Annotated in this window: 18 protein-coding genes and 1 riboswitch; of the genes, 7 read left to right on the top strand and 11 right to left on the bottom strand. The window is 58.0% G+C overall.

The genetic code is table 11. The annotated features are described in order from the left end of the window. The first annotated feature begins 119 nt into the window (after positions 1-119). Positions 120-1,061, top strand: coding sequence for a CysB family HTH-type transcriptional regulator (locus tag LT85_RS19970; protein WP_038492418.1), 942 nt, complete (start codon positions 120-122; stop codon positions 1,059-1,061). A 71-nt stretch (positions 1,062-1,132) separates the two neighbouring features. Here LT85_RS19970 and LT85_RS19965 read toward each other — a convergent pair whose 3' ends face one another. From LT85_RS19965 to LT85_RS19960, 3 genes are all read right to left on the bottom strand, one after another. Further along, positions 1,133-1,591 carry a hypothetical protein gene (locus tag LT85_RS19965; RefSeq protein ID WP_052135341.1) on the bottom strand — a complete coding sequence of 153 codons (459 nt, stop codon included), beginning with the start codon at positions 1,589-1,591 and terminating at the stop codon, positions 1,133-1,135. A 143-nt stretch (positions 1,592-1,734) separates the two neighbouring features. Beyond that, positions 1,735-1,863 carry a hypothetical protein gene (locus tag LT85_RS27375; protein WP_301280474.1) on the bottom strand — a complete coding sequence of 43 codons (129 nt, stop codon included), beginning with the start codon at positions 1,861-1,863 and terminating at the stop codon, positions 1,735-1,737. Positions 1,864-2,034: 171 nt separating this feature from the next. After that, entirely contained in the window at positions 2,035-3,630 is a 1,596-nt protein-coding gene (locus tag LT85_RS19960) for an MDR family MFS transporter (RefSeq protein WP_038492415.1), read from the bottom strand. Between the two features lie 227 nt (positions 3,631-3,857). Between LT85_RS19960 and LT85_RS26745 the strand changes: the two genes are divergently transcribed. From LT85_RS26745 to LT85_RS19945, 3 genes are all read left to right on the top strand, one after another. Beyond that, positions 3,858-4,919 carry a J domain-containing protein gene (locus tag LT85_RS26745; RefSeq protein ID WP_038496923.1) on the top strand — a complete coding sequence of 354 codons (1,062 nt, stop codon included), beginning with the start codon at positions 3,858-3,860 and terminating at the stop codon, positions 4,917-4,919. A 184-nt stretch (positions 4,920-5,103) separates the two neighbouring features. Then, positions 5,104-6,531 carry a chloride channel protein gene (locus LT85_RS19950; RefSeq protein ID WP_253273583.1) on the top strand — a complete coding sequence of 476 codons (1,428 nt, stop codon included), beginning with the start codon at positions 5,104-5,106 and terminating at the stop codon, positions 6,529-6,531. After that, the gene (locus LT85_RS19945) at positions 6,528-7,175 is read left to right on the top strand and encodes a class I SAM-dependent methyltransferase (RefSeq protein ID WP_038492412.1); all 648 of its coding nucleotides are present in this window, start codon (positions 6,528-6,530) and stop codon (positions 7,173-7,175) included. Before LT85_RS19950 ends, LT85_RS19945 begins: the two co-directional genes overlap by 4 nt. Positions 7,176-7,210: 35 nt before the next feature. On the opposite strand, the gene LT85_RS19940 is transcribed toward LT85_RS19945, so the two are convergent. The 8 genes from LT85_RS19940 to LT85_RS19905 form a co-directional block, all read right to left on the bottom strand. Next, entirely contained in the window at positions 7,211-9,454 is a 2,244-nt protein-coding gene (locus LT85_RS19940) for a mechanosensitive ion channel family protein (protein ID WP_052135340.1), read from the bottom strand. Positions 9,455-9,576: 122 nt separating this feature from the next. Then, positions 9,577-10,554: a D-erythronate dehydrogenase gene (gene denD, locus LT85_RS19935; protein WP_038492409.1), complete on the bottom strand. Its 978-nt coding sequence runs from the start codon at positions 10,552-10,554 to the stop codon at positions 9,577-9,579. Positions 10,555-10,575: 21 nt separating this feature from the next. Beyond that, the gene (otnI, locus tag LT85_RS19930) at positions 10,576-11,364 is read right to left on the bottom strand and encodes a 2-oxo-tetronate isomerase (RefSeq protein ID WP_038492406.1); all 789 of its coding nucleotides are present in this window, start codon (positions 11,362-11,364) and stop codon (positions 10,576-10,578) included. A gap of 45 nt (positions 11,365-11,409) precedes the next feature. Then, the gene (locus LT85_RS19925; RefSeq protein WP_038492403.1) at positions 11,410-12,720 is read right to left on the bottom strand and encodes an MFS transporter; all 1,311 of its coding nucleotides are present in this window, start codon (positions 12,718-12,720) and stop codon (positions 11,410-11,412) included. A 166-nt stretch (positions 12,721-12,886) separates the two neighbouring features. Further along, on the bottom strand, positions 12,887-13,534 hold the full coding sequence (gene otnC, locus LT85_RS19920; protein WP_038492400.1) for a 3-oxo-tetronate 4-phosphate decarboxylase: 648 nt from the start codon (positions 13,532-13,534) through the stop codon (positions 12,887-12,889). After that, a complete protein-coding gene (otnK, locus tag LT85_RS19915) occupies positions 13,531-14,820 on the bottom strand; it encodes a 3-oxo-tetronate kinase (protein ID WP_038492397.1) in 1,290 nt (429 codons plus the stop codon). The genes otnC and otnK overlap by 4 nt, the downstream gene beginning before the upstream one ends. 3 nt (positions 14,821-14,823) lie before the next feature. Further along, a complete protein-coding gene (gene ltnD / locus LT85_RS19910) occupies positions 14,824-15,729 on the bottom strand; it encodes an L-threonate dehydrogenase (RefSeq protein WP_038492395.1) in 906 nt (301 codons plus the stop codon). A 13-nt stretch (positions 15,730-15,742) separates the two neighbouring features. Next, complete coding sequence (locus LT85_RS19905; protein WP_038492392.1) at positions 15,743-16,501, bottom strand: FadR/GntR family transcriptional regulator; 759 nt, start codon at positions 16,499-16,501, stop codon at positions 15,743-15,745. A 279-nt stretch (positions 16,502-16,780) separates the two neighbouring features. Between LT85_RS19905 and LT85_RS19900 the strand changes: the two genes are divergently transcribed. The 3 genes from LT85_RS19900 to LT85_RS19890 all read left to right on the top strand — a co-directional run bounded on the left by LT85_RS19900 (position 16,781) and on the right by LT85_RS19890 (position 21,433). Next, positions 16,781-17,944: an ABC transporter substrate-binding protein gene (locus tag LT85_RS19900; protein WP_052135339.1), complete on the top strand. Its 1,164-nt coding sequence runs from the start codon at positions 16,781-16,783 to the stop codon at positions 17,942-17,944. Positions 17,945-17,976: 32 nt separating this feature from the next. Beyond that, positions 17,977-19,152, top strand: coding sequence for an HPP family protein (locus tag LT85_RS19895; RefSeq protein ID WP_038492389.1), 1,176 nt, complete (start codon positions 17,977-17,979; stop codon positions 19,150-19,152). A 55-nt stretch (positions 19,153-19,207) separates the two neighbouring features. Then, positions 19,208-19,463: riboswitch (cobalamin riboswitch) on the top strand. 86 nt (positions 19,464-19,549) lie between these two features. Next, positions 19,550-21,433 carry a TonB-dependent receptor plug domain-containing protein gene (locus LT85_RS19890; RefSeq protein WP_038492386.1) on the top strand — a complete coding sequence of 628 codons (1,884 nt, stop codon included), beginning with the start codon at positions 19,550-19,552 and terminating at the stop codon, positions 21,431-21,433. Positions 21,434-21,513: the final 80 nt, after the last annotated feature.

Here is a 21,513-nt window from a genome sequence, read left to right as displayed (position 1 = left end):
ACTTTGCATGTGGTATCAAGCAGTTTGGGGTGGGTAGCGGCCAGGTTTGGATGTGTTTTTAATAACATCATCCGACTGTGCTGGACTGATTCTTATACAAAGAAAAACTAAGGAAACTTATGAATCTCCATCAGTTCCGCTTCGTCCGTGAGGCGGTGCGCCAGAATTACAACCTGACTGAGGCGGCCAAGGCGTTGTATACCTCGCAGCCGGGCGTTTCCAAGGCGATTATCGAGCTGGAGGAAGAACTTGGCGTTGATATTTTTACACGCCATGGAAAACGGATACGCGGCCTGACCGAGCCGGGACGGGCAGTACTGAAGTCGGTTGAGCTGATCATGCAGGAAATCGATGGCCTCAAGCGTATCGGTAACGAATACGCCGCACATGATAGTGGAAGCTTTACGATTGCCACGACACATACGCAGGCGCGTTATGCCTTGCCGAAAGTGGTGCAAGCTTTCACGCTGAAATTTCCCAAGGTGCGCTTGTCGTTGCTACAGGGAAATCCCAGGCAGGTAGCCGACATGGTGCGCAACGACCAGGCCGATCTGGCGCTGGCGACCGAGGCCATCGTCAATGCCGATGGCCTGGTGACCTTGCCATGTTATCAATGGGAGCATGTGGTGGTGGTGCCGCCGGATCACCCCTTGCTGCAATCGAAAGCGATCACGCTGGAAGAAATAGCCGCTTTCCCTTTGATTACCTACGATAGCGCCTTCACCGGCCGTACCAAGATCGACCACGCGTTCTCGCTGCGTAACCTGAAGCCGGATGTGTTGCTGGAAGCGATCGATGCCGATGTCATCAAGACCTATGTCGAGCTTGGCATGGGCGTGGGTATCATTGCCGGCATGGCGTTCGATGCTGAACGGGATAGCGGTTTGCGTTCGATACCTGTCGGTCATTTGTTCGGCACCAATATATCGCGCGCCGCAGTCAAGCAGGGCGCCTATCTGCGCAGCTATGTGTATACCTTCATCGAACTGCTGGCGCCGACCATGAACCGCAAGCTGATCGAGCAGGTGATGAATGGCGAGAAGGATATGTACGAGCTGTAAGACAACCGGTAAAAATAAAAAGGGGCAACGTCGACCGTTGCCCCTTTTTTATTCCGCGCGTTGTTCCGGGCTCAATAACCAGCGTCGCGTATCGCGTCTTCGGTGGCATGCTTAGCTGCTTCGATCCGATGCATGGCATGCTGTTGCAAGCCGAATACACGCGGGTCGTCTTCACGTTGTGCAACGTCGCTGCGTGCGCGTTCCAGCGCAGCGATCGCATCATGCAGGCGGCCACCGCGATCCAGGCGCGCATCCGGCCGCTCTTGCTGATAAACATCCTTGCCGACATCCACGCCCAGTTGCCTGATTTCACGCGTGGCGGCATCGATTTCCGACAAGGCTATCTGTTCGTTGCGGCCCATGACCCAGTTGTCGCCAGGACGATGGTCAATCAACCAGCGCGCCGCATGCAAATCGGCCAGCGCGTGCAAATAGGCGCCGTGATGGCCAGGTTCGTCAGCTTGCGCGGCAAGCGGCAGCACTGCGGGAACCAGCAGCAGCGAAAGCACGAGTTTGTGGATTAATTTCATAAGGGCTTCATGCTTATTTTCGTGTGGCAACGTATTCGAACGAAAATCTACATCTGGCTAGTTTGTAGATTTTCCGTTAGGCAATTATATCGATGCACTCGTATTGGCTAAGCGTTGCACTGACCGGTTAAATCCATCACGACTTAATAACGGTCATACGGATGGTAGTAGTGCGGGTGGTAATAACCGGGGCCGATAGGCGCCACGATACAGCCGCTGAGCATGGTGCTGAGGATGGTGCCGAGCACCAGCGTGGTAATGAGCTTTTTCATTTTGTCCGTCCTTGCAGAGTGAGTTGCCAGGACTTCAGAATGCCACCGGAAAGCAGATACAGGTGCTTCCAGATCGTGTGAGATGTAACGCTTTGTTAGGTACTTTTCGAGTGGAATTTCAGGCCGGGCTGGCTACGTCCGGACCGCATCTGTGATGACAATAGCGTTTGTCTATTCGGCGACTACACCGGGTTCTGGTTTGATGCGCAGGGTAATGAGCGGCACTTTGCTGACCAGCCACAATGCAATCCCGGTAACCACAACTGCCAGTCCCACACCCATGTGGATCGAACCTATCAACGCTTCACGCGCAGCTTCCAGCAACAGCTGGCCTTGATGGCCGGCGCTGGCCAGCTGCGCCAGCACGGTAGTCTGGGTCTCGTGGCTGATGAGGATTTGCGGGTCGGAAAAACTGGAATACCAGCTATCGGCTTTCTGTTCAGCCAGCGCTTGCCGCACGCTGCCTGCATACAGATGATTGATCAGGGTGCCGATAATGGCGGTGCCTAGCATGCTGCCGATCATGCGCAAGGATTGCATCAGCGCCGTTGCGATGCCGAGATGTTCGCGGCCAGCTTCCTGCTGAATGAAGATGGTCAGGTTAGGCAGGATGAAGCCGAGCCCCAGGCCACCGATCAGCATGAAGCCGGCAATCACGCCATGCGAAGTCCAGCGATTCGAAATCACTACGCCAAGACAGGACAGCGCAAGCAGGGTGAAGCCGATATACAGCATCACATTCGGATTCTTGAGTCTGGGGATGATGCGGCCATTGGAAATGCTGCCGATCATGATGCAAGCCACCAGCGGCGTGATCAGCAGGCCGGCTTCCTGCGGCGACAGGCCGAAACCGCCCTGATACAACAGAGGCGCATAAAACATCAGCGAAAACATCGAGAATCCGCTCAGCACCGAGAGCAGGAACAAGGTCGACAATTTTGGATCGAGCAGCAGGTCGAAAGGCAGGATCGGCTGCGGTGTGTGATGTTCCCATTTCCACAGCGCGACGAAGCTGACGATGCTGGCCGCCAGCAAACCCAGCATGCCAAGCGACAAGCCATGCTTAGGCAACATTTCAACAAACAGTTGCAGGCATCCCAGCGAAGCCGTAATCAGCAACGCACCTGGCCAGTCAAGACGGATCTTGGTGTCCGGATGCGTGTGGCGCAGATGCGGAAGATATTTATAGACGAAGAACAAGGAAAGCACGCCGACCGGCAGATTGACATAGAACACCCAGCGCCAGCCCCAGTATTGCGTCAGGAATCCGCCCAGGGAAGGTCCGACCGCGGTGGCGATGCCGAACGCGGTGCTCATCATGACCTGCCAGCGCAGGCGCACGTGGGCGCCGGGGAACAGGTCCGGGATACAGGCAAAGGCGGTGCCGACCAGCATGCCACCGCCGATACCCTGCAAGCCGCGGGCGATCACCAGCCACAGCATGCTGTCGGCCATGCCGCACAGGATGGAAGCGCCGGTGAACAGGATGATTGAAACAAGTACGAATGGCTTGCGGCCGTAGAAGTCGCCCAGCCGGCCGAAAATCGGCACTGTGATCACCGAGGTGAGCAAATAAGAAGTTGCGACCCAGGCGTACAATTCGAAACCTTTTAGTTCGGCAACGATCGTTGGGAGCGCGGTGCCGACCACGGTGGAATCGAGCGCCACCAGCATCACCACGAAAGCAATACCGAGCATGGCAAGTAATGATTCACGGAAGGGTAAGACCTGGTCGCTCGAATGCGCGGAGGCGGAATGGATAGCCATATTGTTGTTTATCGGCGGAGTCGCCGGTTGGTGGAACGGGGCATTGGAAACGAGAATCGGGGGTACGAGGCAAATGCTTATTGCGAACACAAGATCATACGCTCCTTGACCGGTTTCTGCTGCGGCCGGCCGGTATCGTATTGGACGGCGTCGGCCAACGGCAATTTATAATCACCCCATACGCCATTTTTTCATTTGAAAAATCACACGACAAAAAACATCAAGCAATGAAAAAAACAGACACCAAGGCGCTCAATGTTGTCGAACAGGTTGGACGAGCCAGTCTGTCGCAAGGCCAGAAAATATTCAACGACCTGATCAGGAAAATAGAGACCGAGCGCCAACAGCTGACGGCATGGCAGGAGATGATTCTGCAGCACCAAAAACAGTATGTCAGCCAGTTTCAACCGCTGATTCGCAGCTACAACGGATTGCGGGCAAAACTGGTGCGCACCCTTGACGCCGTTTATTCTGCCAAGGGTTTGAGCAAGAGCGACCAGGAAAAAATCAGCCATGTGATCTGCACAGTCAGCGCTGCGCTGATCGCAGGCGGTGAGGCTGCGGATTTGAAGCAGATCTACAACATGCATAGCCATAGCCATAGCCATAGCCATAGCCATAGCCATAGCCATAGCCATAGCCATAGCGACTTCGACGACGAAGAGAGAGATGTGGTGGATGCCGCGCCGGAACAGGAGTCTAGTGCTGTTGGTTCTGGTGCGTCAGAGGAAAATGCGAGGCATGCCGACGCGCGCTCCGCCAAGCGCAAAAAGTCGGCGAAGGCCGCCGCCAGGGAAGCCGCGCAGGAAGAAGAGAAAAAGAATGTCAGCCAGTCGATACGCGAAGTCTACCGAAAACTGGCCAGCGCCTTGCATCCCGATCGCGAGCCGGATACCTTGGAGCGAGAGCGCAAGACGGTGCTGATGCAAAGAGTGAATATCGCCTACGACAAGAAGGACTTACTCGGATTGCTGGAGCTGCAACTGGAAATCGAGCAAATCGACCAGCGAAAAATCAACTCTCTCAGCGAGGAGCGCCTGAAGCATTACAACAAGGTTCTCACCGAACAATTGACTGAATTGCGAGAGGAAATTGCCGGCGTCGAGGCCGATTTCAGGATGCGCTTCCATTTCAGCGCGAAAGAGGCGCTGTCTCCCGCGCTGGCGATGCGTTATCTGAAAAACGATATCAGGGAGATGCAGCAGCATATCAACGCACTCAAAGGCGAATTACTGGCATTTGATGATGTCAAAAACATCAGGATCTGGCTGAAAAACTATCGCATCTAAATAAGCATCTAAGTAAATCTCGTTCTATGGTCCCAGATGGCTGTACAGTGATTAGGTTGGTTTTTGGCAATATGTAATTGCAGACTTTATCCCCGTTTTGAGCCGATTCCGTTGATATGCCGACAGCATGTAGGAGGGAAACACGCGGGGATAATTTATAATCATGTCTTTGCGCCCAAATCCCATGAATCCGCTTCCCCCCAGTTTTTCCGATCAGACGCTGCGTCAGGTGCGGCGCGCCTGGCGTAAATACGGCATTTTATGGATGGGGGCGGTACTGGTAGGCCTGGTCGCTGTGCTGTACGCATGGCTGATGGATGTCGGCTTTGGCATGTTCCGCTCCATGCAGCAATCGCATTTCTGGCTACCGTTGTTTCTCACGCCAGCGGTCGGCGCCTTGTGCGTCTGGATCACGCGGCGCTATTTTCCCGGCTCCGAGGGGAGCGGGATTCCGCAAGTGATTGCGACGCTGGAAGAAGACACTACCCGGCGCGGCCAATCGCTGCTGTCGGTGAAACTGCTGCTGGGGAAGATCGGTGTTTCCTTCATCGGTATCCTGGGCGGCTTCACTATCGGCCGCGAAGGCCCTACGGTACAGGTTGGCGCTGCCTTGATGTTTAATTTGCGACGCCTGTATCCGCGCGCCAGCGCCGCTCTCGAGCGACGTTTGATACTGGCTGGCGCTGCCGCCGGTTTGTCGGCCGCATTCAACACGCCGCTAGCCGGGATCGTGTTTGCGATTGAGGAGCTGACGCGCAGCTTTGAACATCGCGCCAGCGGCGTGGTGATTACCGTGATCATCTTTGCCGGTGCGGTAGCGCTGGGCCTGAACGGTAACTATACTTACTTCGGCACCATCCAAATCGACAGCGCGTTGACCGACATGCTGGCGCTGGCGGTACTGGTGACCGGAATCCTGACCGGCGTAGCAGGCGGTATGTTTTGCTGGTTGCTGCTTAATACCAAGCGCTGGATTCCCGTCAAGCTGCAGGATCTGCGCAGCAACCGGCCGATTGCTTTCGGCGCGCTGTGCGGCCTGGCCGTGGCGGTAATCGGCGTCATCGCCGGCGGCGCCACTTTCGGCAGCGGCTATGTCGAGGCTAAAGGCGTGCTGGAAGGACACCAGCATCTGTCGGTGTTTTATCCATTTTTGAAAATGGCGTCGATGGTGTCATCGTACCTGCCCGGTATTCCAGGCGGGATATTCGCACCGTCGCTGTCGATCGGCGCCGGTTTTGGTAATTTGCTGCATCAGGTATTCAGCAACACGTCGTTGCCGATGCTGATCGCATTGGCGATGGTAGGTTATCTGGCAGCGGTCACGCAATCGCCGATTACCGCGTTCGTGATTGTCATGGAAATGATCAACGGCCATGCGCTGGTGATCTCGCTGATGGCCACCGCTCTGATTGCCAGCCGCGTCTCGCGCTTCTTTGCGCCGCCGCTGTATGACGCGCTGTCGGAACGGTACCGGGTAGCCTGTGCGGGAGCCATGCCACCGAATGCCGGGCAGATGGATTCAGAAAAAACAGAAGTGAAGGAAATGAAGGAAGTGAAGAATGCGTCAGACAATGAATTGCAAAACGAGCAGCGAAACGGAATGGAAAAATGATTAATACTGATATGGCGGCTTATTACGCCAAACGTGCTGCGACCTACGAAGAGATTTACCAGCGCCCGGAGCGCCAGGACGAGTTGCTGACCCTGCAGGTACGGGTGCAGGAATTGATGGAAGGCCATGACGTGCTGGAGCTGGCATGCGGCACCGGCTTCTGGACCGAACAGATCGCCGCCACGGCGAAATCAGTGCTGGCGACCGATATCAATCCGGAAATGATTGCCCTGGCAAAGGCCAAGAATTTGCCCGCCGACATAGCAACTTTCGCACTGCAAGACATCAACACTTTCCAGCCGGACCGGCAGTTCACTGCCTGTTTCCTGGGTTTCTGGTGGTCGCACGTAGGACGCCAGGACCAGGTCCGATTCATTGCCCAGCTGCGCGAGAAACTCGGTAAGGATATCGTACTGGTGATGATCGACAACGGCTACGTCGAAGAGCAGAGCACGCCGATCGCCCGTACCGATGCCGACGGCAATACCTATCAGTTCCGCACCCTGCCTGACGGCGAGCGTTATGAAGTCATGAAAAACTTCCCGACCGATAGCGGCTTGCGCAAGAAACTTGCGCCGATTACGCGCGAACTACGCATCTTGCGCCTGGAATATTACTGGCTGCTGAGCTGCCGCATCAAATAATCGGGTTGTTGCGGGTTGTTGTGGATTATGGCGGGTTATGGTTTTACGCTGGCCGCAGGCGTATCGGTTGCGGTCTTACCCGATGTTGCCGAGGGTTCCACCGCAGCCAGCGGGAAGCTGGCCCATTCGCTGGAGAAATGCACCTTCGGTTCGTCATCCACCTTCTTCTTGATGCGCAGATTAAAGCCGCGCATCACTTCGTTCTGGGTTTGCGGCTTGGTGCGGATACCTGCCAGCAGCGCCACCCCGTTCAAATCGAAACCATTGACGCCGTAGATCTCGATCGGTTGCAGCAGCAGGCGGCGCAGGCGGCGGTCTTCCAGCATCTCGGCGCCGGTTTCCCGCATCAGGCGCAGCGCCTGGTCGACGTCGGAATCGTGCGTCACATTGAGCTTCAGCGTGGCGTATGTGTATTCGCGCGAGTCGTTCTTGATCGCCGTGATTTGCGAAAACGGCACACTGTGCACCGAGCCGTTGCCATCGCGCAGCTTTACCGTACGTATCGTCAGGCTCTCGACGGTGCCGGCGTGGCCGTTACCGACATCGACCCAGTCGCCGACCGACATTGAATCTTCCATCAGGATGAAGACGCCGGTGATCAGGTCTTTGACCAGCGATTGCGAACCGAAGCCGAACGCCAGCCCGACCACCCCGGCCGAGGCCAGCAACGGCGTCACGTTGATACCGAGATTGGCCAGCGTAGTTATCACGGTGATGGTCAGGATCAGCAACATCAGTGCATTGCGCAGCAAGGGCAAGATGGTGCGCATGCGCGTGCTGGGGTTCTTGCGCGCATAACGGCTGTTGCGGCTGGGAGTAATGGCTTCCTGGATAAAAGTGTCGAGGATGATCCAGACCAGCCAGGCGACCACCAGGGTGACGCCGATCTTGCCGAGGGTGGCCATGATCATCTGGCCGATCAGGGTGGCGTTGGCAAAATCCAGCAGCGAATGTTCCCAGATCCTGGTTAACAACTCGAAGAAGCCGATCCACAACACCAGCTGCAGTATGCTGAATCCAACGTTGCTCAGGCGCCGGATATAAGGCGACTGCCGACGCAGAGGCGCAGACGCCAGCTTGCGGCTGCGGGTACGCTGCAATAGCGCGCTGAAAAAGAACATGGCGATCAGCAGTGCGGCGCTGCTCAAGGCGTGATTGAGGGCGGAATTGCTGCTGGCCAGGTCGAGCACGGTGGCGATGCTGACGGTGACGCTCAGCAGCAGGATCGGCACGTACCATAGCGCTGCGATCACTTCCAGCGTTTCCATGCGCGCCGGATGGTCGCGCCGCACCGCCAGGGGCCGGTTGCGGATGATGTGCGCCACCGGACGCCGGAACAGCAAGGCGAACAGCCCGCCCAATATGGCGGCCACCAGGCTGGACAGGGTAGAGACGACGTCAGCCAGGTGCACGCCGATGATTTGATTGACTTGCGGATTGTTGAGCGCGTCGCCCAGCCAGCCGGCGCAGCCGATCACGTACAGCAGCTTCCAGCCGCGCCTGAACAGGATATGCACCGCCACCAGGCGGTGGCCGCCATGCGACAGCGTCATGATGATTGCGCATACCGCCTGGAACAGCCGTGCGCCGACCAGCGTGTATAGCAGGACGGTCGCCAGCGTTCGTCCCAGCGACGGTCCCTGCGAAGACTTAAGGATGATCACCGCGATGATTACAGCCACCAGCGCTAGCAGAATCGGCGCGATGTGGCGCACGATATACAGCAGCAATTCCTTGAGACTGGGATCGGCCGGCAGCGTCGTGTCGACTTTGAAATACTGGTGCAAGCGCTTGCTGGTGTAAAAAATGCTAAAGGCCACTACGCCAAACAGCGCCATCATTTCCAGGAAGTTGGTCAATACCTGCCAGCCGGTTTCATGCTCCTGGCGCTGGAGGATGGTCGACAGGTCCTGCCAGGCCAGGGAGAATTGCGTGGCCCAGTATTTTTCCGGCGTGACCACTTGGTGCAGGTGTGCCTGGAAAGCGTCGAGACTGTTGGAAATCAGCCCCATGAAGCCCTTTTGATTCGGCGAGGTTTCGCTGTTTTGCTTTTCCGCCTGGATCAGCGTCGCCACCAGGCTGCCGGTGGCGGGGTTGCTTTGTAGTGCCTTGGACAACGAGTCTAGCGGCGATGGCGCGGCGGCGGGCGGCGGCGTGCTGGCTGCGCTGGCGGCAGCCGTGGCTGCCTGGGCGGGGACGCCGTTTGCCAGCAGCAAGCAAAACAGCAACAGCGCGCCCCTGAGCAAGCGGACTAAGTGCTGGAAAGAGCTGGTCTTCATGTCGGCTGGGTAAAAGTCATAAAGTGACAATCTTACCGTACCGCTGCCTTATGAATCGCAAGGATCGCAAGACCGGGCGGAATTGGTGCATATCAAAAAGACATGATATGGCCACCGTGAGCTTATGCCGCCGGTAAATCATCCTCGATATAAGCGCGTACAACTTCATCGAAACTGGTTTCACCAACGAAGCCCAGGTCGACGGCGCGTTTGGCGTCCCAGGCGCCAGGCCAGCTCGAAATAATCCGGTCGATGGCGGGGTCATGCGCCCATTCGATCCGTGCCGCGACTTCCTTGCCCGCAACGCGCTCCAGCGCCGCGACCATTTCTGCCACGGTGACTGATATCCCCGGCAAATTGATGGTCCGGCTTTTACCCAGGATGTCGGCAGGCAGCGTATAGCCATGGATCAGGCAGGCGATCACCTTACGCGGCGACAGCAGCCATAGCCGCACATCCGGCGCAACAGGACAGACGGCAGGCTGGCCGTTGAGCGGTTCGCGGATGATGCCGCTGGCGAAGGAGGAGGCGGCCAGGTTTGGTTTGCCGGGGCGCACGCTGATGGTCGGCAGGCGCAGCACGCGGCCGTCGACAAAGCCTTTGCGGCTGAAATCGTTGAGCAGCAGCTCGGCGATCGCCTTTTGCGTGCCGTAGGACGATTGTGGATTGAGTGCGGTGTGATCCTGTACCACCGCTGGCAGCACGCCGCCGAATACCGCCACCGAACTGGTGAAAATCACGCGTGGCGCATGGCCGCAAGCGCGGCAGCGTTCCAGCAGCAGGCGCGAAGCGTCCAGGTTGATGCGCATGCCGAGATCGAAATCGGCTTCCGCCTGGCCGCTGACAATCGCCGCCAAGTGAAAGATTGCCGCAGTCTGCGTTGTGATCACGCGTTCCAGCAAGGCGCTGTCGGTGATGTCGCCCGTGATTTGTTCAATCCGCGCATCGTCGAAGCCGCTGGCGGCGACCACGTCCACCAGGATGATCTTGTCGATGGTTTGCAACTGGCCGCTACGGTCTGGCAAGCTTCCTTGCTTGAGCAGACTGTGCGCCAGGCGTTGCCCCAGAAATCCGGCGCCGCCGGTGATGACTACTTGCATGTGAATTCCTTTTGAAAATTTTTAGAGCCAGGGCTTGAGCCAGCCCAGCCCTGCAGAAGTGTCTGCGCGCGGCCGGTATTCGCAGCCGACCCAGCCCTGGTAACCGAGTGTGTCGATCAGTTCGAACAGGTAGGGATAATTGATCTCACCGATATCCGGTTCATGCCGCTCCGGCACGCCGGCAATCTGGATGTGGCCGATGCCGGCTTGCGGACGCAGCATGTCGCGCTTGAGTTTGACTGCCAGGTCGCCCTCGACGATCTGGCAGTGATACAGGTCGAACTGCACCTGCAGGTTGTCGCAGCCGACCTCGGCGCAAATCGCTTGCGCTTCATCCTGGCGATTCAGGAAGAAGCCGGGAATGTCTCGCGTATTGATCGGTTCGATCACAATCGTGATGCCGTGCGCGGCCGCTTGCGCAGCCGCGTAAGCCAGGTTGTCCAGATACACCGCGCGATGACGGGCACGATCCTGTTGCGGCTGGATCAGGCCCGCCATGACATGCAACTTGCGGTTACCAAGAACTTGCGCGTATTCCAGGCCGGTGGCGACACTGCGCTTGAATTCATCTTCGCGTCCCGGCAAGGAGGCAATACCGCGCTCTCCGCCAGCCCAGTCGCCCGGCGGTGCGTTGAACAATGCTTGCGTCAAGCCGTTGTCCTGCAACCGTGTATGCAGCTCGGCGGCGGCGTGCTCATACGGGAACAGGAATTCCACGCCCTTGAAACCATCCTTGGCCGCGGCAGCAAAGCGCTCAAGGAAAGCGTGTTCGTTATACATCATGGTCAGATTGGCGGCAAAACGCGGCATTGCAAACTCCTGTAAAAATCTTGAAATTGTCTTGGAAACGCGCTGTCAGCGATTAACCATTTTAGGCGGCGTCCGCAAGATCGCAATGGCGCCGACCACCAGCATGCCAGCCAGCATGAACATGCCGGTCTCGTTGCTATGCGTCGTATCCTTCAGCCAGCCAACCAGGAAAGGACTGACAAAACCGGCCAGGTTGCCGACCGAGTTGATCACCGCAATGCCTGCTGCGGCGCCAGTGCCCGACAGGAAAGCCGTCGGCAAGGACCAGAACAGCGGCGAACAGGTCAGTACGCCCATTGCCGCCAATGACAGGAAGGCGATCGCAATCACGGTATTGTCGGCCGCTATCGCCGATACGATGAAACCTACCGCACCCAGCAAGGACGGCACGATCAGGTGCCAGCGCCGCTCACGCATGCGGTCGGAACGGCGGCCGATCAGGATCATGGCGAACACCGCGCATATAAAGGGAATCGCGCTGATCAGGCCGATCTTGAGGTCTCCCACCACGCCGGAAGCCTTGACCAGGGTCGGCAGCCAGAATGTCAGGCCGTACTGGCCCATGACGATGCAAAAGTAGATCAGGCACATATGCCAGATGCGAATATCCTTGAACACGGCGGCGGTCGACTTCGGACTTTGCTTGTCTTTCTGGTCGGCGCGGATTTCCGCTTCAAGATAATCCTTCTCCGCTTCGGTCAGCCACTTGGCCTTGCGGATGCTATTGTCCATCACGAAGAACACGGCAATCCCGACCAGGATCGCCGGCACTGCTTCGATCATGAACATCCATTGCCAGCCATGCCAGCCGCTGGAACCGTGGAAAGCTTGCATGATCCAGCCTGACAACGGATTGCCGAAAATGCCGGAGACCGGGATTGCCGCCATGAAGGTGGCGACCACCTTGGCGCGCCTGTGCGAAGGAAACCAGTAGGTCAGGTACAGGATAATGCCGGGATAAAAACCGGCCTCCGCCACGCCCAGCAGGAAACGCAGGACATAGAACTGGGTAGGCGTCTGGACCCAGGCAAAGCAGGCCGACAGGATCCCCCAGGTAATCATGATGCGGGCGATCCACAGCTTGGCGCCCACCCGGTTCATGATCAGGTTGCTGGGTAGTTCAAACAGGAAGTAGCCGAGGAAGAAGATACCGGCGCCGAGGCCGAAGATGGTTTCGCTGAAGCCCAGGTCTTGCGACATCTGCAGCTTGGCGAAGCCGACGTTGACGCGGTCCAGGTAGGCCACCACGTAGCACAGCATGATGAATGGCACGAAGCGCCAGAATACTTTTTTGTACAGGTTTTCGGCTTGTTCAGCCGGCAGGCTCACGCTGGCCTGTGCGATTGTTGCGGACATCTTGTCTCCATCCATTAAGATTTTTATAAAAAGCCGGATGTTTCTATTAGCTCAGGACTTACGCAAAATCGTTCTGGCAAGACGCATCGACGAAGACAGTACGAAGGTACGGCCAGGAGATGCAACGCAGTCAGGGAGGTTTTGCGTAAGTCGTATTCGTTGAAACTTACCAGCGTGCGCCAAATACCCGATACAGCTCATCCAGGGCCGCCGCGCTAAGCGGCTCCGGCTTGTCCTTCAACATCATCCACAGCTTCGCGGTTTCTTCCAGTTCTTCCAGCGCAAACGCCGCCTGCGAAACGCTCTCATGCCACATCACCGGACCGAGCCGTTCCAGCAACACGCCGCGGACCGAGGTGGCCAGCAGCCTGACCTGGTCCGCCACTTGCGGATCGCCGGGGCGGCAATATGGAATCAGGGGAATGTGTCCCACTTTCATTACCTGATACGGCGTGATCGGAGGCAGCACATCCTGGTCATGCCAGACGCCGGCCAACGTTAGCGCCACCAGATGCGTCGAATGGGTATGCACCACTGCCTGCATTTGTGGATTGTTGTCATAGACTGCGCGATGCAGCGCCAGTGTCTTCGACGGTTTGTCGCCGCTGACCCATTTTCCGCTTGCATCAACCTTGGCGATTTGTGCCGGAGCCAGCCGGCCGAGACAGGCGTCGGTCGGCGTGATCAGCCAGCCATCATCCAGCCGGGCGCTGATGTTGCCGGCCGTGCCGACCGTGTAACTGCGTTGGTACAGGCTGGCGCCGATTTCGCATATTTCCTCGCGCAGAGCCTGCTCTTTGAGTGATGTGTTCATAGACGTGTTTCGCCAAGATGACGCAGCGCCTTTTCAAAGAAATCTGTACTGCCGAAATTGCCGGATTTGAGCGCCAGTGCCAATGGCCTTGCGCCGGTAGACGCTGTCGCCGGCACGCCTGGATCGATTTGCGCGCCGATACGTAGCGCGTGTACGCCGAGCGCCTTGACCACTGCGCCGGAAGTCTCGCCGCCGGCAATCACGAAGCGCCGTACGCCTTGCACCAGCAATGCTGCGGCTATATCTGCCAGCGCCTGTTCGATCAGCAAACCGGCGCGTTCGATGCCCAGTTCGGCCTGCACCTGCTTGACCTGTTCCGGCGTGGTGGTGGCGTAGATCAAGACAGGTTGTTGCTGCAGGTGCCGGCCGGTGAATGCCAAGGCTTGCGCCACCACTGGCTCGCCACGCGCCAGCGCCAGGGGATCGATGCAGAATCCCGGGCGGCTTTCCAGCCATGTGCTGACCTGCGTGTTGGTAGCCTTCGATGCGCTGCCTGCCAGGACGATAGACAGGCCGTCTACTGCAGGTAGTTCTGCGGCCTTGGTATTGTGCGGATTCAGCAAGCCGGAGCGGACGAAATTGCCAGGCAAGCCCAGCGCTATACCTGAGCCGCCGGTGACCAGCGGCAGGTCTGCGCAGGCAGCGCCAATCGCGTAGAGATCCTGATTTTCCAAGGCATCTACGATCGCCATTCGCACGCCTTGCTGGCGCAATGCAGCCATCTCCGAATGGATCTTGCCGGTTCCTTGCGACACCACGGGATAGCCAATCAGGCCGACTTTAGACGGGGTTTGCTGTTGCAGTACGCGCACCAGGTTAGGATCGGTCATAGGCGTCAGCGGATGATTTTGCATCCCCGATTCACTCAACAACTGATTCTGGATAAACAAGTGGCCGCGATACAAAGTCCGACCGGTTTCAGGAAAGACCGGGCAGGCAATCGTAAAATCGCTACCCAGCGCATGCAGCAAGGCATCGGTAACCGGGCCGATATTGCCCTTCGCGGTGGAATCGAAGGTGGAACAGTATTTGAAGAAGAACTGGCGGCAGCCTTGCTGCTGTAGCCAACGCAATGCAGCGAGTGATTCCGCTACAGCTTCATCGGCAGGAACCGTGCGCGATTTGAGCGCCACCACGATGGCGTCGACATCTTGCGGCGCAACGTCAGGCACACCGATGGTCTGCACGGTACGCATGCCTTCGCGCACCAGCATGTTGGCCAGGTCGGTGGCGCCGGTAAAGTCATCGGCGATGCAGCCCAGCAGGGGGGTATCTTGTATCGGCATGCTTTACTCCTGCGCTGCCGGCAGCTTGGTTGGCAACTGGATGCCAGGGAAAATCTTGATCACGGCAGAGTCGTCCTCGGCGCCATGACCTGCAGTCGACGCCATCATGAACATCTGATGCGCAGCAGCGGAAAGCGGCAACGGGAATTTGCTGGCGCGTGCGGTATCGAGCACCAGTCCCAGGTCCTTGACGAAAATATCCACCGCCGACAACGGCGTGTAATCGGCTTTCAGGATATGCGGCACGCGGTTCTCGAACATCCAGGAATTACCCGCGCTGTTGGTGATGACCTCATACAAGGCATCGGCGTCGACGCCTTCACGCAGCCCGAGCGCCATGGCTTCCGCTGCGGCGGCAATATGCACGCCGGCCAGCAACTGGTTGATAATCTTGACCTTGGAGCCGACGCCATGGGTGTCGCCCAGCCGATATACCTTGCCGGCGATCGCCGTCAAAACCGCCTCACCCTTGTCGTAAGCGGCGGCGGGGCCGGAAGTCATCATGGTCATCTCGCCTGAAGCGGCCCGCGCTGCGCCGCCGGAGAGCGGCGCATCGAGCAGATGCAACTGCTGCGCCGCCAGCCGTTCGCCCAGTTTGATTGCGTACTCCGGCGCTACTGTAGCGCTGGCGATGACGAGGCTGCCGGGTCGCATTTTTGCCGCTGCGCCTTGTTCGCCGAACAGCACCTGTTCGGTTTGCGCGGCGTTGACTACGACGGTAATTACTACATCGCATTGCGCGCCGAGTTCGGCAGGCGTGTTGCAAACGATGCCGCCTTCGCTGGCAAACTGCTGCAGCACTTCAGTGCGCACATCGCATGCATAGGTGCGCAAACCGGCGCGCAACAAAGAACGGGCGACGCCCAAGCCCATGGCGCCAAGGCCGATTACACCTACGTTGATAGTCATGTCGTGATCCTGATTAGCGAGTTTTTGAAGCGCTTTTGGTTTTTGCTTTTTGCGATGCTTTGGCGTCCGCTGCACCTTGGGCAAGGCGACGCGCTGCGTTGAACATATGGTTTTGCGCGGCGTTGCGCGCACCCAGCGGGTCGCCGGCGGCGATGGCGGATGCGATGGCGGCATGTTCTTCATACACCTGGCGCATGAAGTCGTCGCGCCTTGCTTCATTGCTGCGGGTGACGGCGGTGGCCGCTTCCAAATACTGGCTGAGAAAGGCCAGGGTTTGCAGCAGGAAGGGATTGCCAGTCGCTTCGGCGATGCTGCGATGGAACATCACGTCGGCCAGCACGCCGTCGCCGCCGGTGTTGACGTCGGCTTCGATTCCTTTCAGCGCGGTTTCGATGGCTTTCAACTGGCGCGGGGTGCGGCGGGTGGCCGCCAGCGCCGCTACTTCGGCATCGATGGCGCGGCGCAGTTCGACGATCTGCAATACGGCATCGGACGACGAGGCCTGGTCGAACTGGATCCGCAACGGCCGCAGATGGCCTTGTTCGCTGACATATACGCCGCTGCCTTGGCGCGGTTCGACTGCGCCTTCATTCTTCAGGCGGGAAATAGCTTCGCGCACCACAGTGCGACTGACGCCGAATTGCTCGGAAAGCACCGGTTCGGTCGGTAGCTTGGCGCCGGGACCGAATTCGCCGGTTTGTATCTTTTTCAGCAGCTCCTGGGCGACGGTATCGCTCAGGGATGTCCGGTTGGCATTCAGTTTGTTGAACATGTTGTCTCTTCCGCATGCGTATTTTTATCGTAATGTGACCATATCATCATATGAATTATTGGAAAAATCAAGGCTTGTTTCAATGCGGCTTGATGCCAGTGCAAACATGTCGGTTCTTGCTTTTGGTCAATGATTGGCTCGATGTTAATGATTAAGATCGACGTTATGGCGAAATCAAGAGGTGGGCCGCAGGGTGCGACCGGATACATTCCAGTAGAATTCTGTCCTTGTGGAAATGCACCTGCATTTCATTGTCGCCGCCACCAGGATCGCTATCCGATGAATAAAATCATGCGCCGCAGTTTCTTTCTCTTCGGGGTCCTGGCCGCCGCCTTTGTCCATCCTGCGCTGGCGCAAATCAAGATTGGCGTAGATATCGCCGTGACTGGTCCGGCTGCGGCAATTGGCGCACCCACAAAAAACGCCATCCTGCTGTGGCCGAAAGAGATCGCAGGGAAGAAGGTTGAATACATCATCTTGGATGACGCTTCCGATCCGGCCAACGCTGTGCGCAATGTACGCAAGCTGATCAGCGAAGAAAAGGTCGATTTGATCGTCGGCCCCAACACCACGCCGGCGGCGCTGGCCTTGGTTGATGTGGTGGCCGAGGCAGGCACGCCGATGGTGGCGCTGGCGGCGTCGGCGTCGATTGTCGAACCGCAAGACGCCAAGCGCGCATGGGTATTCAAGCTGCCGCAAAACGATTCGCACATGGCCACCATCCTGACCCAGCACATGGCCGACAACGGCATCAAGACGGTCGGCTTCATCGGCTTTGCCGATGCCTACGGTGATAGCTGGTGGCGTGAGTTCTCGCATCTGGCCGAGCTGCGCAAAATCAAGATCGTCGCCAGCGAACGCTATAACCGCAATGACACCAGCGTCACCGGGCAGATTCTCAAGATCATGTCGGCGCAGCCGGACGCAGTGCTGATCGCCGGCTCGGCGACGCCGGCGGTGCTGCCGCAGAGGACTTTGGTAGAGCGAGGTTACAAGGGGCGGATTTACCAGACGCACGGCATCGCCACCGCAGACTTCCTGAAAGTCGGCGGCAAGGATGTCGAAGGCACGTTCTTCCCGACTGGGCCGGCGGTGGTCGCCAAGCAGCTGCCGCTCTCCAATCCGGTCAGGACGACCGCGCTGGAGTTCACCCGGCGCTATGAAGCCGCCTATGGCGTCGACACCATGACCCAGTTTGCCGCCGATGCGTGGGGAGCTTACATGCTGATTGCAAATGCCGTGCCGCAAGCGCTCAAATCCGGGCGGCCCGGCAGCCCGCAATTTCGTGCGGCGCTGCGCACTGCGCTGGAAAATACGCATGACCTGACGATTCCGCAAGGCGTGGTCAACATGAATTCCAAGGATCATGTGGGACTGGACCAGCGCTCACGCGTGATGGGACGGATTGTGAATAACAAGTTTGCCTATGCATACGGCGGCTAGGTCATTTTAGAGAAGATTGAAAGCGAAAGAAGATGAATCAGTTGGGTTTGTGGTTGCGCGGTTTTATTCCCGGCCCGGTAGTGGTCAATGCTACCGAGCGCCTGCGCGCCTGTTGCGGTGCTTTGCTGGGGATTTTGCTGACGGGGCTGGTGAGTCATTGGGTTCTGGGGGCGGGCGCTCCCTTGCCTTTGCTGATTGCGCCGATGGGCGCTTCAGCCGTGTTGTTGTTTGGCGTGCCCGCCAGTCCGCTGGCGCAGCCTTGGTCCATCATCGGCGGCAATCTGGTGGCCGCAGTGATCGGCGTCGCCTGCGCACGCTGGATCCACGATCCTTTATTGGCGCCTGCGTTTGCAGTGTCCGCCGCGATCGGTGTCATGTTCGCCTTGCGCTGCCTGCATCCGCCGAGCGGAGCGGTGGCCCTGACTGCGGTGCTGGGCGGACCGGCGATTACCGGCATGGGTTTTCATTTCGTCTTGATACCGGTGCTGCTGAATTCGTTTTTGCTGCTGCTGGTGGCGCTGCTGTTCAACAATGCCACCAAGCGCCGCTATCCGCATAGCGCACACCAGGATCCCGCCAAACTGCACCACACCAAGGACCAGCCGAGCGGCGTCCGGGTTGGTTTCACCCAGGAAGACCTGGATTATGTGCTGCAACAATATAACCAGGTGCTCGACGTCAGCCGCGACGATCTTGAAAGTCTGATCCTGCAAACTGAAATGCACGCATATCAGCGCCGCTTTGGGGCGATCACCTGCGCCGACATCATGTCGCGCGATATCGTCAGTGTCGACTATGGCACATCGCTGGAAGATGCCTGGGCTTTGTTGCTAAAACATCGGATCAAGGCGCTGCCGGTGATCAATTCTGCCCGGCGCCTGATCGGCATCGTGACCCAGACCGATTTCATGCGGCAGGTGGATTTGCAGGTATATACCGGCTTCGAGCAGAGATTGAAGCAGTTTTTGAGGCGCACCACAGGGACTCATTCGGATAAGCCAGAAGTTGTCGGCCAGATCATGACCGTCGCGGTGAAAAGTGCTGCCTGGTCCACGCACATAGTGGAACTGGTGCAGCCTTTGTCCGATTCCGGGATTCACCATATCCCTATCGTAGATGATGAAAATCGCCTGGTGGGCATGGTGACCCAGTCCGACATGGTGGCCGCCCTGTACCGGGGCAACGCGAACTTGACTGCGCCGAACTGAACTACATATTAACCACACTTTAAGCCGCGGCAATTGCCGCCAACCTGCGCCGGCCTTACAATGGCGGGGTTTTGGTGCACGCGGACATGTCCATGTCCGCAGTTAAACGGGAAACACGGCGCTGGGCAAATTAAAACTGCCAGCCAACGTGTGCTGCCCCCGCAACGGTAAAACAAGCGTCGCCGGTTCCATCCTTCATGGATGTGTCGAGCGACAGAACGCATCTCGAGCCACTGTGCAGCAAGCCTGCATGGGAAGGTTATGCGCTCCGGCTTGTTAGCCCGGATACCGGCCAGATCAGGGGGAGTAAGGAGCGGGCGCCTATGCGCCGGTTCCTTACGACTGTTGCAACCGGGCTTGCGGGGAAGCAGGCCGGGGACTCTTATCTTACCTGTACATGACCTTATCTTTCTCACGTCGCTCCGGCGCGACCTTGAAGCCGCTCGCGCTGGCTTCGGCGATTCTTTCTTGCAGCTTCGGCTCCGCTTTTGCACAAACCGCCCAGGACCAGAACCTGGTGCCGGTAGTCGTTACCGCCGCCCGCGTCGAGCAACCGCAAACCGATGCACTGCCGCACACCACCGTGATCAGCGCCGAAGACATCCGCAATTCGCAAGCGCCTGACCTGCCGGCGTTGCTGGCGCGCGAAGCCGGTATCCAGATTACCCGTGTCGGCGGCCCAGGCCAGCAGGCATCGCTGTTCATGCGCGGCGCCAATACCTCGGAAACCCTGGTCATGATCGACGGCGTGCCGATTCGCCGCCAAGCATCTTACGGCTTACCGGCGCTTGAAAATATCCTGCCAGAGCAGATCGACCATATCGAAATCGTCCGTGGCAACGTCTCGGCGATTTACGGTTCCGGCGCCATTGGCGGCGTAGTGCAAATCTTTACCAAGCGCGGCGAGGGCCCAGCTGCCTTCAGCGCCTCGGTTGAAGCTGGTTCGCGCGGCACTTATCAAGGCGATGTTGGCGTCAGCGGTAAGAGTGGCGACACGCGCTATGCCCTGGCGTTAACGCGTTTCAAGACCGACGGCTTTTCGGCGCAGAATCCGCTGCAAAACCCGAACGTCAACCCGGATCGCAATGGCGACGGCAATACCAGCGTTTCGGGATCTGTCTCGCAAGAATGGAGCAAGGGTAACGAAATTGGCGCGCGCATTTATGCCAACGACGCCAAGTACACATTCGACGATGCCTACGGCACGCCTGCCGATCAGAACCGCGGCCATTCCAAGAGCCAGTCGGTCGCCGTGTTCTCCAAGAATCGCTTCACACAGGACTGGACCTCGACGCTGACTTTCTCGCAAAACGTCAACCGCGACAACTACGATGATCTGACCCCGTTCGGCAACAGCAGCAACGGCTATAAGAGTACGCAAAACCTGTTGCAATGGGCCAATGAATTGCGCTTGTCGCCGATGTGGACAGCCACCGCTGGCGTCGATGCAGGCCGTGAAAAGGCGGATGTCGATTCCAACAGCAGCTACGGTAACTCCAGCAATAGCTATTCACGTTCGACTTCCAGCGTGTACGCCGGCGCACTCGGTAAAATCGGCGCGAATCAATTGCAAGTCAACGTGCGGCATGACGATGTCGGCGGTTCCGGTTCGGACAATACCGGCTACCTCGGCTACGGCTACGCGTTGACCGACAGCGTCAAGCTGATCGCCAATGCGTCGACCGCTTTCAATGCGCCGACGCCGGTACAGTTGTTTGACCCGCTGTATGGCAACACTAATCTCAAGGCTGAGCGTTCGAAGTCTTACGAACTGGGTGTGCAATACGCGGCCGGCGCGACCTTGTTGCGCGCCACCTTGTTCGATACCCGCACCCGCGACCAGTTTGGCTACGATCCTGTGTCCTTCCGTGCGATTAATATTGCGCGCGCAAAGAACCAGGGTCTGGAGCTGAGCGCCAGCGCTACATTGGCTGAAATCGACTGGCGCGCCAGCCTGACTTTGCAGAATCCGAAAGACGAGTCGACCGGCCAAACCCTGGTGCGGCGCGCCAAGACCCTTGGTTCCGTCGGCGCTTCCAAGAGCTTCGGCGCCTGGCGTATCGGTACGGATGTGCAGTACACCGACAGTCGTACCGATATTCCCGGCAATCCGCAACTGGCGCCGTACTGGCTGACCAATGCCAATGCGCGCTACCAATTGACCAAGCAAGTTTCGCTGTTCGGCCGTATCGACAACCTGTTCAATCGCGATTATCAAACCGCCTACGGCTATAACCAGCCTTCCCGCGGTGTATTTGCAGGCGTCAGCTGGCAGCAATAAGTAGATCGTTAGATAATTGACCCGTCCATTTTGACCAGCCCATTAACGGATAACGGATCGATCACGCCATTGACCAGCAT

Origin of the sequence: Collimonas arenae, assembly GCF_000786695.1 — a bacterium.
Taxonomy (GTDB): Bacteria; Pseudomonadota; Gammaproteobacteria; order Burkholderiales; family Burkholderiaceae_D; genus Collimonas; species Collimonas arenae_A.
This window is presented reverse-complemented; position numbering and strand designations above follow the sequence as displayed.